The following is a 12,290-nucleotide window of genomic DNA, read 5'->3' as shown; positions in this document are numbered from 1 at the left end:
CGCTCGGGAAGAACGACTGCAACGCAGCGCGTGAGAGGAACGGCCCGTCCGCATCGATCAGGGACAGCCACTCCCACGCGTCGACTTGGGGCTTGCGCCTCCTACCGGCCATCGGCGGCCTCCAGCTCCTCGACGTCCTCGGGGGTCAGGGCGAACACGAGTGCCGCCACGAAGACGTGCGCTTGCACGTCGCGGTAGCGGCGTTCGACCGAGCCTCGCTCGCGCTGCTGCTCCTCGTCGAGCGCGTCGAGGCGCCGCCGCACTCGCCTGAGGTCCTCGTCGCGTTGGCGGCGCTCCTCCGGCAACTGGAACAGCATGTCCTCGCCGGCGCGACGCGACGCGTCGGCGCTGTCGATCGTGCTGCGGAGCGTGCCGCGGAAGCGGTCGAAGATCTGGTCGATTGCGGCCAGATCAGCGTCGCGACGAGTGTCGAGGCTCGTCTCGACGTCGCGGCGCAGCTTCTCGGCACGGCGGTCGACCGCCTCAGCGACGCGGGATCGCAGGCCCGCCGCTTCGCCCGCATCCGAATTCCACTGCGCGGCGATCTGGGATAGCGCCTCGCTGCTGGGCTGAGAGATGCGCGAGCCGTCGAGCGCGGAGACCAGCAGATCCTCGGACCGCTCGATGCCGAGCTCACGGCGCTGGTGCAGGCGCGTGCCCGCGAGGAAGATCTCCTCGTGCAGGCGCATACCGCCCTCGCCGACGAGCACGAGCCGGGCGACGCCGGCTGCGAACGACTGATCGAGGCCGTCGACCACGACCGCACTGATGCCTCGCACCTGATCGGTGCGGGTCCAGACCTGCCCGCGGAGCTCACGGGCCGCGCGCTGGATGAGCGGGTGCCCGAGGTGCGCATAGACGACGTCCGACTGCTGCCGTGCGCGCTGCTCATCGAACGTAATCGGCCGCAGCACGTCGCGCGCCAGCCGTGTGTCGAGCCCGGCGAGAGCCGGGACCCACGTTCGGCTGAGGCCTGACGGCACTTCGAAGAGGCGTGCCTCCTCCCGAGGATCCCCGACCTCCGTGAGCTGCGGCTGGCCGGAGATGCGAAGTCCCTCCTCGAACACGCGCAACAGGTTGCCCTCGTGCAAGTGCATACGATCGCGCGAGTTCTCGAGGCGCTCGGCAAGACGGGTCAGATCGCGCCCAAGGGTGTGCTCGGCCTGCAGCACCTTGTTGATCGTCTGCTCACCGGCATCCGTTTTCCGCTTGCGGGCCGGGCCGCCGCCAAAGCCGAGTTCACGTTGCAGGTCGGGGGCGATGATCTCATTCGCCGAGACGCCATCGTGCTCGGAGTTCGCGATCTTGCTCGCGAGGCGGGCGAGCAGGTCGGTGTCCTGGGCATATGGCGACGCGTTCTGCTTGTCGGCGCGCAAGTGCCAGATGAGCGGGGTGTGCCGCTGGCCGAAACGGTCGATGCGACCGATGCGCTGCTCAAGGCGGTTGGGGTTGAAGGGGATGTCGAAGCTCACGAGCCGGTGGCAGTGGGCCTGCAGATCGATGCCTTCGCCGGCGGCATCGGTCGCGAGCAGGATGCGCACGGGCTGCTCGCGCGGCGGGGCCGTGAACCGCGCGCGGATCTCCTCGCGGGTCTCAGCGTCGGTCGAGCCGTCGATGACTTCGAGCCGTTCGCCACCAAGGCCGTGAGCCTCGAGCACCTCGCGCAACCACTCGAGCGTGCTGACGTACTCGGTGAAGATCACGATGCGCTCGTCGCCCCAACCGAGACCGGGGATGAGGAGCTCGCCCTTGATCAGCGTGAGCAGCGCGGCCAGCTTCGAGTCGGGTCGGCCCTCGTAACGCTCTCCCCATGCAATCAGGGCCTGGAGGTCTTCGCGATCCTCCGCGGTAAGCGCCACCTGCGCGCGCCTCGCCGAGCGCAGAGACTCCAACTCAGGCTGCTCGAGGCGGCCCTCCTCCTCGTCGGACGCCTCCTCGCCGAGTACGTCGTCGTAGTCGGGCAGTTCCACGTCCTCGTCGCCGCGCGCATCTAGGAACGCCTGCGCGGTCGAGGCGAACGCAACGGGCGACGAGAGGAACCGCTTCTTGAGGAGCAACGTGGCCAGCTCGGCTGCGCGCTTGCCGCGCTCCTGCTTGACGGCGGCACTGCGGCGCCGCGTGAAGGCGATCAGGCGGTCATAGGCGGCGGCCTCGTCGTCGCTCGGGTCGAAGACGAGCTGCCGCACCTCGCGGAGCATGAAGTCGGACTCCGGAAGGTCGCGCTTGAGTCGACGGACGGCGACCTGTCGGAGGGCACGCTCGTCGAGATCCGCGCCCCGAGCGAAGCGCTGAGGGTCGACCATCTCCAGCAGCGCCGTGAACGACTCGGTGTATCCGTTGTGCGGCGTCGCGCTGAGGAACAGGCGATGCTCGCACAGCTCGGCCAAACGCCGCACCGCGATCGTGCGCTGGCTGTCGACGGCGTATCGCGGCTGGGTCGAGCTCGATCGACTCGGCGTCGCAGGGGCGACGTGGTGCGCCTCATCGACGACCAGGATGTCGAACGCTCGCTGCGCAGCCGTGCCGGAATCCTTCACGCTCGCGTAGACCTCCTCCAGCATCCGCTCGGCGCGGGGCTGAGGCAGCCAGGACATCGAGACGATTACGCGGGGGTAGACGCGGAACGGGTTCGCATGCACGCCGAAGGTGCGGCGGAACTGCTTCATCGTCTCGGAGTTGATGATCTCGAAGTGGAGGCCGAACTTGTCGCGCAACTCCTCCTGCCACTTGATGACGAGCCCGGCCGGGCAGACGACGATCACCGAGCGAGCGCGGTGCCGCAGCAGGAGCTCCTGGATCACCAGCCCCGCTTCGATCGTCTTGCCGAGCCCGACATCGTCGGCGAGCAGCATGTTCGCGCGAGGGGACTCGATCGCTCGCCGTAGCGGCTCCAGCTGGTAGGCCTCGACTGACGCGGAGCTGCGGAACGGTGCCTGCAGCGTCCTTGGATCCGCACTCGTGAGCGCCCCCCATCGGAGCGCGTCCACGTACGCGGCAAAGGTCTTGGGATCGTCGAACTGATCAGCGCGGATGCTGTCGGGCAGGCCCTGCTCGCGCACGACGCTGCGGCCGGGCTCAAGCTCCCAGATCACCGTCAGCTCTCGCCCGTATCGCTCCTCCTCGACCGACTGCAGGGTGACGGCGTGCTGGAGTTCGGCGGTGCCGTCATCGGCGCTGGAGCGAGGAAGTGACTGCGCCGCGACGTCGGTGACGATCCAGCGGTCGCCTCGCACGTTCACCAGGAGGCCGGGTTCCGGCACCTCAAGTGCCCCGCGCTCCTTTGTGTTGACGTCTGCAGCGACGCGATTCACGAGCAATCCTCTCCTAGCCTCTCAGCAGTCTTCCAGATGAAGGAGCGCTGAGCGCGCTATGCCGAGCGCCGCGTCAGGAATGCGGCCTCGGCCTTGGCCTGGGCCCGCAACGAGAACACGCTCTGCAGAATGGCCGCACCCAACGGCGGGGGCACCGCATTACCGATCATCGTCGCCAACGCCGAGCCGGTCGAGCATCCTGAGAAGTCGAAGTAATCGGGGAACCCTTGAATGCGCGCGGCTTCGTGCGCCGTCAGTGCTCGAGGCAGCTCCGGATGCATGAAGCGCCCCTGCCCGATGCTGCCGAAGCCGCTCGTGATCGTCTGAGCAGGATCTTCCCAACGGAGGCGACCGTACATCGACTTGTACGAGTGATCGTCCTGGTGGCACTTCGGTCGCAGGTGATTGGGCAGGTCGTAAGCGTCGTTCTCAAGCATCCACCGCATCCGCGCCTGGTTGTCGGCCTTTGCACGCGGAGCCCGGTCACGCAAGCTTCCATCGTCTGCGCCCATCAAGTCGTGGATCGCCCACCGAAGGTCGCGACGATCCGCCGATTTCGCGAGCGCCTCCAGAACAAGGCGCGGGGCGATGTCGCCATCTCGGGTCGCGAGCAACACGTGGCGACGACGCGTCTGCGCGACTCCGATCGTGTCCAGAGCGACCACCGCTTGGCCGACCTGGTAGCCGATGTCCTGGAGGTGCCGTTCGGCGCGCACCACCACGCCCTCGCCATCGTGGCGATCCCTCAGTACGGCCGGCACGTTCTCGATGAGGATCAGTTCGGGCGAGAGGATCTCAGCGGCACGCACCATCCGCAGATAGAGCCCGTTCTTCGGATCCACGCGCCGCGTGTGGTTGTTGAGATTGCTGTGGCCCTGGCAGGGCGGGCCGCCAGTCAGCACCGTGACGGCTCCGATGTCCGCCATGGTCTTGTGTTCTGTGAACGTCGGTTTCGCACCGAGTTCGCCATCGAAGAACGACTCGACAGAGTCGGTTGCGATGCGCTCGGCGAACGGATAGTTGTCGCGATACACCCGCGTCGCGACTGGTTCGAAGTCCACGGCGAGCGCGATCTCGACTCGTCGGCCGGCCGTTGCCGCGGCCTGTGAGAGGCCGAGAGTCAGCCCACCGCACCCGGCGAAGAGATCGACGATGCGAACGGCGGGGTCGACGCCAAACTCGAAGCCCGGGCGGACGCTCGAACGCAGCGGATGCCGCTCAGGTTGATCTCCCGTCTCCACGCTTCAACGCTACCCGCGCCCGGTGTCAACCAAGGCGCGGTCGGGACACTGCGCCGACGGCGCAGCGAGAGTGCAGGCAGAGTGACGGAATCGAGGTTGTGTCACATGTATGGCGTAACGTCGGCCGAGACCCCTTGAGGAAGAGGACCGCAATGGCACACAAGGACGCCGTCACCGTGGCCGAGACTCTGCGACGCATCCAGCGCGGAGAACTCATCCTTCCCGCGATCCAGCGCGAGTATGTCTGGAAGCCGTCTCAGGTGATCAAGTTGTTCGACTCGATGATGCGCGGCTACCCGGTCGGCACTTTCCTTTCGTGGAGGGTGGAGCCCGAAACCGTCAAGAAGTTCAAGTTCTACGGCTTCATGAAGGACTACAGCGCCTTCGACAAGCGCCACAATCAACTGCTTGATGTCGACCCCACACAGGCAGTGACGGCGGTGCTCGATGGGCAGCAGCGCCTCACGTCCCTCAACATCGGACTACGCGGAACGTACGCCTACCGGAACAAGGGCGGATGGGCGACGAAGGAGTGGTCGTATCCGACGCGGACCCTGCACATCAATCTCCTCGGCTACGCGCCCGAGAACGAAGCCGGCCTGCGGTACCACCTCGCGTTCCTGACCCGCGAGCAACTGCAGAGCGCGGCCGACGATCCGACGCATCGTTGGTTCCCGGTGGGCGACATCCTTGAGGCGGCCGAGGCGAGCCAACTGATGAAGCTGCCCCAGCGGTACGGCGTGGGCAACGACGAGATCGCCACCGACATCTTGAGCGACCTGTGGCACGCGGTCCACAACAAGGCGAGCCTCCAGTTCTACGAAGAGGTCGATCAGGACATCGAGAGGGTGCTCGACATCTTCATTCGCGTGAACTCTGGCGGCACGGTGCTGTCCTACAGCGACCTGCTGCTTTCCATCGCGACGGCGCAATGGAAGTCGCGCGATGCTAGAGCCGCCGTGCATGGACTGGTGGATCAGCTCAACTCGACCGGAAACGGCTTCACCTTCTCGAAGGACACCATCCTCAAGGCCGGCCTCGTCCTCACCGACATCGGCGACTTCGGATTCAAGGTCAAGAACTTCCGCTCGGAGAACATGGAGCTGCTGGATACCCAGTGGGACGAGATCAGCGAGTCACTGCGAGTCGCCGCGGGCCTCCTGGCCGACTTCGGCTTGTCGGAGGGCAGCCTCTCGGCAGACAGCGTCCTGATTCCGGTCGCGTATTACCTGCGGCGCAGGAACCTCGGCAATGACTACCGCCACGCCGAGAAGCATCGCGAGGATCGAGCCGCGCTGCGCTCGTGGGTGCTGCGCTCGCTGATCGTGCGAGGGGTGTGGGGCTCGGGCCTCGACACGCTCCTGCGCGATCTGCGCGAGGCGATTCGGACGCATGGCGCATCGGGCTTCCCCACTTCCGCACTCGAGGCAGCACTCTCCAAGCAAGGCAAGTCGCTTGAGGTCACCGACTCGCTCGTCGACGACATCCTCTCGCTCCGCTTCGGCTCGCCCCGCACGTTCCCGACGCTGGCGATCCTGTTCGACCACGTCGATACTCGCCATGTCCATCATGTAGACCACATCTACCCGGCGTCGCTGGTGACGAAGAAGAACGTCGAGAAGGCAGTCGTGTCGGGATCCCTGGACATCGACAGGAGCGAGATCGACGAGGTGATCGCCGCTCGAGACCTCCTGCCCAATCTCCAGCTGCTTCCGGGCGCCGAGAACGTCGGCAAGTCGGACGTGCCGCCGGCGGCGTGGGCGCCGGCCATCTACGCGTCCAACGACGAGATGGGCGCCTACATCGATCGGAACGCTCTCCCCGCAACATTGCCCGCGGCGGTCGAGGACTTTCCCGCCTTCTTCGAATCGCGCCGGGCCTTGCTCGAGCAGCGCATCCGCGCCAAGCTCGGGGCGGCGCCAGTCGAAGCGACCGACGTCCAGTCCGAAGATCGGATCGAAGACATCGACGCCGATCTGGCGATCGCCGACACCGAAGACTGACAAAGGACAAGTTGATGCACGTCAACAGCACGCACGTCCCCAGCGGTGAAGTCGTCGCCACTTCTTGGAGTCGAACGTCTCGGCGAGCCGCCGCACGGGCTGGGCACTGACGATGGCGAGGCGCAGAACACGCGAGCAGCACATCGCGGTCTTCGGCGAAAGCGGCAGCGGCAAGACCGTCCTCATCTCATCCTTCTTCGGCTCCTACCTAGAAGCGGCAAGAGCACGGAGAGGAGTGTTGGACGTGAGAGCCGTCCGCGCGAACCAAGCCACGCTGCTGCGACAGAATTACCTGGGCATGAAGGACTCGGCGGACGTTCCCGAGCCCAACAGGTTCTCGTCGACCACCTACGATTTCGCAGTGCAGCTGCGCCGCCCGGAGGCAGCAAGCGCGCACCGCGCAGATCCGCTTCTCCACCTGGTGTGGCACGACTACCCCGGCGAGTGGTTCGAGCAGGATGCCAGCAGCGAGGAGGAAGCGAAACGGCGAGTCAGCAACTTCAGAGCGCTTCTCAACTCCGATGTCGCGATCCTGCTGATCGATGGGCAACGTCTGGTGGACCACGCGGGCGAAGAGGAGCGGTACCTGCGGTCGGTGCTCGGGAGCATGCGGGATGTCCTGGAGTCCGTGAAGGACGAGCTGCTCGACGGGTCGGCAGGTCTGGAGCAGTTCCCACGGATCTGGATGATCGCGCTGTCGAAGGCCGACCTCCTGCCCCATCTCGATGTGGATAGTTTCGCCGACCTTGTGGTGCGGAAGGCCGGATACGAGCTCAGCGTGCTTCGACAGTCGATCGCAACGCTAGTAGTGGCCGACGATGCGCTGTCGGTAGGCGAGGACTTCGTGCTCCTCTCATCTGCGAGGTTTGAGCCGGGGCGCATCGTGTTCGAGGATCAGGTCGGTGTCGACCTGCTCCTCCCCATCGCTTCTCTACTGCCGATCGAGCGCGGCAACCGCTGGGCGCAGCTCCGTCTGCTGCCGAACGAAGTCGCTCGCCGCCTGTTGCGAAACGCCGCGCACGTCGCTCGATTCGCCGCTTGGGGTGCTCGCATTGCAGGGCGACTCCCGGGCAAGCTCGCATTGCTCGCGACACTGATAGACCTCGAAGCCGTGGAGCGCCTTGCACAGCTCGGCCACGACGAACTCGTTGAAGCCCACAATCGAGCCGTAGCGCGCAACGAGGGGGCTCGGGCAGCCGCGACGCAATTCCTCCTGCAGATCAAGAAGGCCGAAGAGGAGAAGGTGCTCGCTAGGAGCACGCGATGATCACGCTCTGGGCGACCCGCGGACGCGATTGGGGGTTCCGCTTCCTGATCCGTCCCTCACACGGAATCGACCCGCTCGCGCTGTATGAGCGCGCGTTCTCGGATCACCCGCGGGGAGTCGTGATCTCGCATATCGACTCGATGGCGTCGATCCGGCTGCTGGATCCCGAAGGGCGCCTCGACCGCAGTGGCCGCAGGATTCTGCATGAGTTTGTTGTCGACGGGCCCGTCGTCAGGAGGATCGCGTCGGTTGACGACGCGGAGCGCGAACTGTGGCCGTTCGTCGCTCGCCGTTACGAGTCGCTTTGGGCTGCCGATCGCGAGTCCCCAGCCCTCAAGCCGCTTAGCGCACATCCGACGGAATAGCCCAACCGGCATGCTGCCGTGCAACGCGCCGCTGTAGTCCTCCGCCGAGACCGGTGCGCTGACCGCGGGTTTGACGGCCAGAAGGCTGCCGTCTTCGAAGTGACGCCGGAGCCCAAGAGCGCGTGTGTCGCCAGCCACCCCAATGAAGTCTGCGGTGAGCGCGTCATGCGAGCTCACCGCAGGCACCGTGTCAGTGGGTCTGCATAGCTTCACCACAGGCCACAACGCCCCCAGCCGATCGGCCACCCCTCCCCCGACCCCAGGCCGGTGGGTTCACCTGTCACGAGAGAGACATCGATGTCCTACACCAACCCCTCGCAGGGCTCCGACCCTGCGCAGGCCGGCGGCGCCATGCCGCAGCAGCCTGCTCCGCAGTACGCCGCGCCGGGCTACGCGCCCGCCGCGCACGCACCGACCGCGACCTACCCGGCTGCGCCCGGGTACGCATCCGCCCCCAACGCCTTCGGCGGGCCGCAGGCGCCGCTGAAGAGCTTCGTCGCGACGTGGCTGTTCGCCATGCTGCTCGGCGCGCTCGGCGTCGACCGCTTCTACCTCGGGAAGGTCGGCACGGGCATCGCGAAGCTGCTGACCTTCGGCGGGCTCGGGATCTGGGCGCTCGTCGACCTGATCATCACGCTCGTGGGCAAGCAGACCGACAAGCTCGGGCGGCCGCTCGAGGGCTACGACAGGCACAAAAAGGTCGCCTGGATCGTGACCGCCGTCTGGGTGGTGCTCGGCATCATCCTCGGCGCTGTGAACGGTGCAGCCGCGGGAAGCCGCGTGCCGCTCGCGGTGCCGGCGGTGTCGCAGCCGGCCCCCGAGCCTGCCGCGGAGGTCGAGGACGAGCCCGCCGAGGAGGCGCCGGCAGAGGAGCCCGCGGCGGAACCTGCCGCTCCGGTCGAGGAGCCCGCAGACGACGCCGCCTCGTGGGCTGCCGACACCTTCGGCACGTTCGAGGCCGTGACGCACCAGGGGTCGGGCGACTCCGTCATCGAGCTCCCCGCCGCGACCGCGATGGTCACCGCGTCGCACAACGGATCGTCGAACTTCGCGGTGATCGTGCTCGACTCGGCGAACGAGCCGACCGGCGACCTGCTCGTAAACACGATCGGCGGCTACGGCGGCACCGCGGCGTATGGCCTCAACTCGTTCGGCGAGGGAGTGCGCCTGCAGGTGACCGCTGATGGCGCGTGGGAGCTGACGATCGCGCCGATCGCGAGCGCCCCCGAGCTGGCGGCGAACGGGACTGGCGACGCCGTGTTCCTCTACGGCGGTGACGCGGGTGCCGCAGCGATGACGCACGATGGCGGGTCGAACTTCGCCGTGATCGAGCACAACGACGACCTGTTCTCGATGGGGCTGCTCGTCAACGAGATCGGGACCTACTCGGGCACGGTGCCGCTCGGGGCTGGGCCGTCGGTGATCACCGTCACGGCTGACGGGGGGTGGACGATCTCGGTGCAGTAAGCACGAACGAGGGCGGGGTGCGCAGTGGTTCGCGCCCCGCCCTTGGCTTTGGGAAAGTGCAGATCGAGCCTCCACCGCAGTTGGCTAGTCTCGATGCGGTCGCTGCGCGGCCTCCTCGACGGGCGGGGTAACGACGTGCCCGATCAGCGCTTCGGCCAGGGCAGGCCCCTCCAGGAGCGGACGGCAGCCTTCGCCGCCTCCGGCAGGTCGGCGGAGCAACGCCAATGCAGCGGGGTGCGAGTGCAGCGGCAGACCGTGTGGGTGGCCCGTGGTTGAGTGCAGCCATGGACACCTGGGGCATCGACGGCGAGGCATACATCGCCGCCGTGCGCGCAGGTGCGATCGATCCCCATGGCTACTCCGCAGCCGAGCTGCAGGCGCAGCTCGACGATTGCGAGCGCGAGTGGTCCGAACGCCTCGCGCTCGTGCCCGACGAGCAGCTCGACGACCTCATCGCGGGCCGCATCGAGCTGCCGACCCTGCCCGAGGAGCCAGAGCATCCTAACGCCGCGCGACTGCGCGCCGACGAGCAGTTCGTGCGCCGCATGCAGGCGCTCGAGGCGCAGTCGGCGCGCATCGAGGGCGAGCGTCGTGCGCTCATGGCCGAGCACGTGCAGCGCGTCGTCGAGCTGCCCGGCGACGCCGGCCCGGCGGTCAAGGAGCTCGCGACGATGGCCGCGGTCGAGCTGCGGCTGACCCAGGGCGGCGTGATGGGGCGCATGACGGATGCGTGGAACATCGTCACCGAGCTGCCGGCGGCACACGAGGCCGCCGAATCCGGCCGCATCACGATCGCCCACCTGCGCATCATCGAGCAGCAGACGCGAGCGCTACGCCTCGATGCGCGAGTCGACGACGAGGAGAAGGGGCGCGTCATCGATGAGCTCGTCGAGCTCGCCGAGCGGGTCTCTACCTCGCGCCTGCGGGCCGGTGCCAAGCAGCTCATCGACGAGGTGCTCACCGAGCCGCTGCAGCAGCGCCACGACGCCGCTCGGGCGAAGCGACGCGTCGAGGTCTTCGACGCGGGCGACGGTATGGCCGACCTCGTGCTGCACGGCCCCGCGCTCGAGATCCACGCCGCGCACGACCGCCTCACGCAGGCCGCACGCAAGAAGGCCAAGGACGACCCGCGCACCTACGACCAGTTCCGAGCGGATGCGCTCCTCGAGCTCATGCTGGCGGGCCTCATCCCCGACGACCACCACGGCGTCTCCCCCATCACCGCGCATGTCGCGATCACGATCCCGGCGACCGAGCTGCTGCACGGCGACCACCAGGAGCCGGCCCTGCACGATCTCCGCTTCCCCGCGGTGCTCGACGGCAAGGTGCTCGTCGACCGTGACACGGCACGCCGCATCGCCGGCGACACTGCCACCTGGGAGCGCCTCTTCACCGACCCCACGACCGGCGTGCCGGTGACCGCCGACACGTACCGGCCGCTCGAGGCGCAGCGCCGCTGGCTCCGAGCCCGCGACGGCCGATGTCGCGGGCCGGGCTGCGCCAAGCCGGTGTACCGCACCGACCTCGACCACACCACCGACTTCGCCAAGGGCGGCACGACCAGCATCGGCAACCTCGGGCACCTCTGCCGAGCCGACCACGGGCTCAAGCACGACACCCGATGGCGGCTCGAACAGCTGCCGGGCGGGGTGCTCCGCTGGACCTCACCCATCGGCCAGGTGATCGACGATCGGGTGGAACCGGCCGGACCGGTGTTCAAGGACGTCGCTCCTCGAGCACTCGATAGCGGCGCCTCGAGGGAGCCGATTCCCTTCTGATCCCGCCCCTCTGTGCGGCATGTGCGAGCGGTCGTGCGGGAGCGGACGTGCGCGAGCCGTCGCGCCGGAGGGCTCAGGTGCGAGTGACGTGCGGGAGCGGCGGTGCACGACGTCCGCACTCTGAGCGGTCATCGAGGTGGGCGAGCCACACTGGCGTCGCGCCGCGACAGCGGGACGCTGTCGAGCGACGAGGGGAGCAGCCATGACCGAACGCGAGGCGGACGACAACCTCGCCACCTACCTGAACGAGCACCTGCTCGGGTCGGAGGGCGGCGTCCGTGCCTTCCATGCGGCGGGGCGCACGTGGGCGGGGACGCCGCATGAGGCGGCGCTGCACGCGCTGGCCGACGAGGTCGCGCGCGACCGCAAGGACCTCGCGCAGCTGATCCAGCGGCTCGGCTTCCGGCCTGCGGGATGGAAGCGGGCGCTCACGCTCGCGGTGAGCGCCGTCGGGGCCGCGAATCCCGTGAACCTGCTGCGGCTGCGGCGCAGCTCGATGGCCCAGCTCGAGCTCGATGTGCTCACCGGCATGGTGCGAGCGAAGCTGTCGATGTGGGATGCGCTGCTCGAGGTCGCCGAGCACGACCGGCGCTTCGACGTGCGCATGCTCGAAGCGCTCAAGCTGCGAGCGGAGCAGCAGATCGCCGAGCTGCAGCGCATCTCCCGCGAGACCGCGCACGAGCGATTCGGGTAGCGGACCGGCGACGCGAGCGGACGCGGCAGCGCGAGCGGACGCGGCAGCGCGAGCGGACGCGGCAGCGCGAGCGGACGCGGCAGCGCGAGCGGACGCGGCAGCGCAAGCAAGCGCGGCAGCGCGAGCCGACGCGGCAGCGCAAGCGGACGCGGCTGCGCGAGCCG

Annotated in this window: 8 protein-coding genes; 6 read left to right on the top strand and 2 right to left on the bottom strand. The window is 67.9% G+C overall.

Annotation, left to right across the window (positions count from 1 at the left end; genetic code table 11):
* Positions 1-101 precede the first annotated feature (101 nt).
* Together drmD and BLT67_RS08400 are read right to left on the bottom strand one after the other, a co-directional pair.
* A complete protein-coding gene (gene drmD / locus BLT67_RS08405) occupies positions 102-3,311 on the bottom strand; it encodes a DISARM system SNF2-like helicase DrmD (protein ID WP_092666605.1) in 3,210 nt (1,069 codons plus the stop codon).
* 56 nt (positions 3,312-3,367) lie between these two features.
* The gene (locus BLT67_RS08400; protein WP_092666604.1) at positions 3,368-4,552 is read right to left on the bottom strand and encodes a DNA cytosine methyltransferase; all 1,185 of its coding nucleotides are present in this window, start codon (positions 4,550-4,552) and stop codon (positions 3,368-3,370) included.
* A gap of 152 nt (positions 4,553-4,704) precedes the next feature.
* Here BLT67_RS08400 and BLT67_RS08395 point away from each other — a divergent pair, with 152 nt between their 5' ends.
* The 6 genes from BLT67_RS08395 to BLT67_RS08370 all read left to right on the top strand — a co-directional run bounded on the left by BLT67_RS08395 (position 4,705) and on the right by BLT67_RS08370 (position 12,126).
* The gene (locus BLT67_RS08395) at positions 4,705-6,555 is read left to right on the top strand and encodes a DUF262 domain-containing protein (RefSeq protein ID WP_092666603.1); all 1,851 of its coding nucleotides are present in this window, start codon (positions 4,705-4,707) and stop codon (positions 6,553-6,555) included.
* 64 nt (positions 6,556-6,619) lie between these two features.
* Positions 6,620-7,822: a TRAFAC clade GTPase domain-containing protein gene (locus tag BLT67_RS08390; protein ID WP_197674410.1), complete on the top strand. Its 1,203-nt coding sequence runs from the start codon at positions 6,620-6,622 to the stop codon at positions 7,820-7,822.
* Positions 7,819-8,187, top strand: coding sequence for a hypothetical protein (locus BLT67_RS08385; protein ID WP_092666601.1), 369 nt, complete (start codon positions 7,819-7,821; stop codon positions 8,185-8,187). Before BLT67_RS08390 ends, BLT67_RS08385 begins: the two co-directional genes overlap by 4 nt.
* A gap of 297 nt (positions 8,188-8,484) precedes the next feature.
* Entirely contained in the window at positions 8,485-9,654 is a 1,170-nt protein-coding gene (locus tag BLT67_RS08380) for a TM2 domain-containing protein (RefSeq protein ID WP_092666600.1), read from the top strand.
* A 284-nt stretch (positions 9,655-9,938) separates the two neighbouring features.
* Positions 9,939-11,432 carry an HNH endonuclease signature motif containing protein gene (locus BLT67_RS08375; protein WP_157674284.1) on the top strand — a complete coding sequence of 498 codons (1,494 nt, stop codon included), beginning with the start codon at positions 9,939-9,941 and terminating at the stop codon, positions 11,430-11,432.
* A 202-nt stretch (positions 11,433-11,634) separates the two neighbouring features.
* Positions 11,635-12,126 (top strand): hypothetical protein, encoded by a 492-nt coding sequence (locus BLT67_RS08370; RefSeq protein WP_092666598.1) that lies wholly within the window; start codon positions 11,635-11,637, stop codon positions 12,124-12,126.
* The last annotated feature ends 164 nt before the right edge of the window (positions 12,127-12,290 follow it).

It is taken from the genome of Agrococcus carbonis (assembly GCF_900104705.1).
In the GTDB taxonomy this organism is placed as follows: Bacteria; Actinomycetota; Actinomycetes; order Actinomycetales; family Microbacteriaceae; genus Agrococcus; species Agrococcus carbonis.
The sequence above is the reverse complement of the archived record's forward strand: the minus strand, read 5'-3'. Positions and strand labels throughout refer to the sequence as shown.

What these genes read in the sequence shown, in the direction of transcription:
- BLT67_RS08385 (WP_092666601.1), top strand. Translation starts at nt 7,819, where the DNA reads ATGATCACGCTCTGGGCGACCCGCGGACGCGATTGGGGGTTCCGCTTC.
- BLT67_RS08375 (WP_157674284.1), top strand. Translation starts at nt 9,939, where the DNA reads ATGGACACCTGGGGCATCGACGGCGAGGCATACATCGCCGCCGTGCGC.
- BLT67_RS08395 (WP_092666603.1), top strand. Translation starts at nt 4,705, where the DNA reads ATGGCACACAAGGACGCCGTCACCGTGGCCGAGACTCTGCGACGCATC.
- BLT67_RS08370 (WP_092666598.1), top strand. Translation starts at nt 11,635, where the DNA reads ATGACCGAACGCGAGGCGGACGACAACCTCGCCACCTACCTGAACGAG.
- BLT67_RS08380 (WP_092666600.1), top strand. Translation starts at nt 8,485, where the DNA reads ATGTCCTACACCAACCCCTCGCAGGGCTCCGACCCTGCGCAGGCCGGC.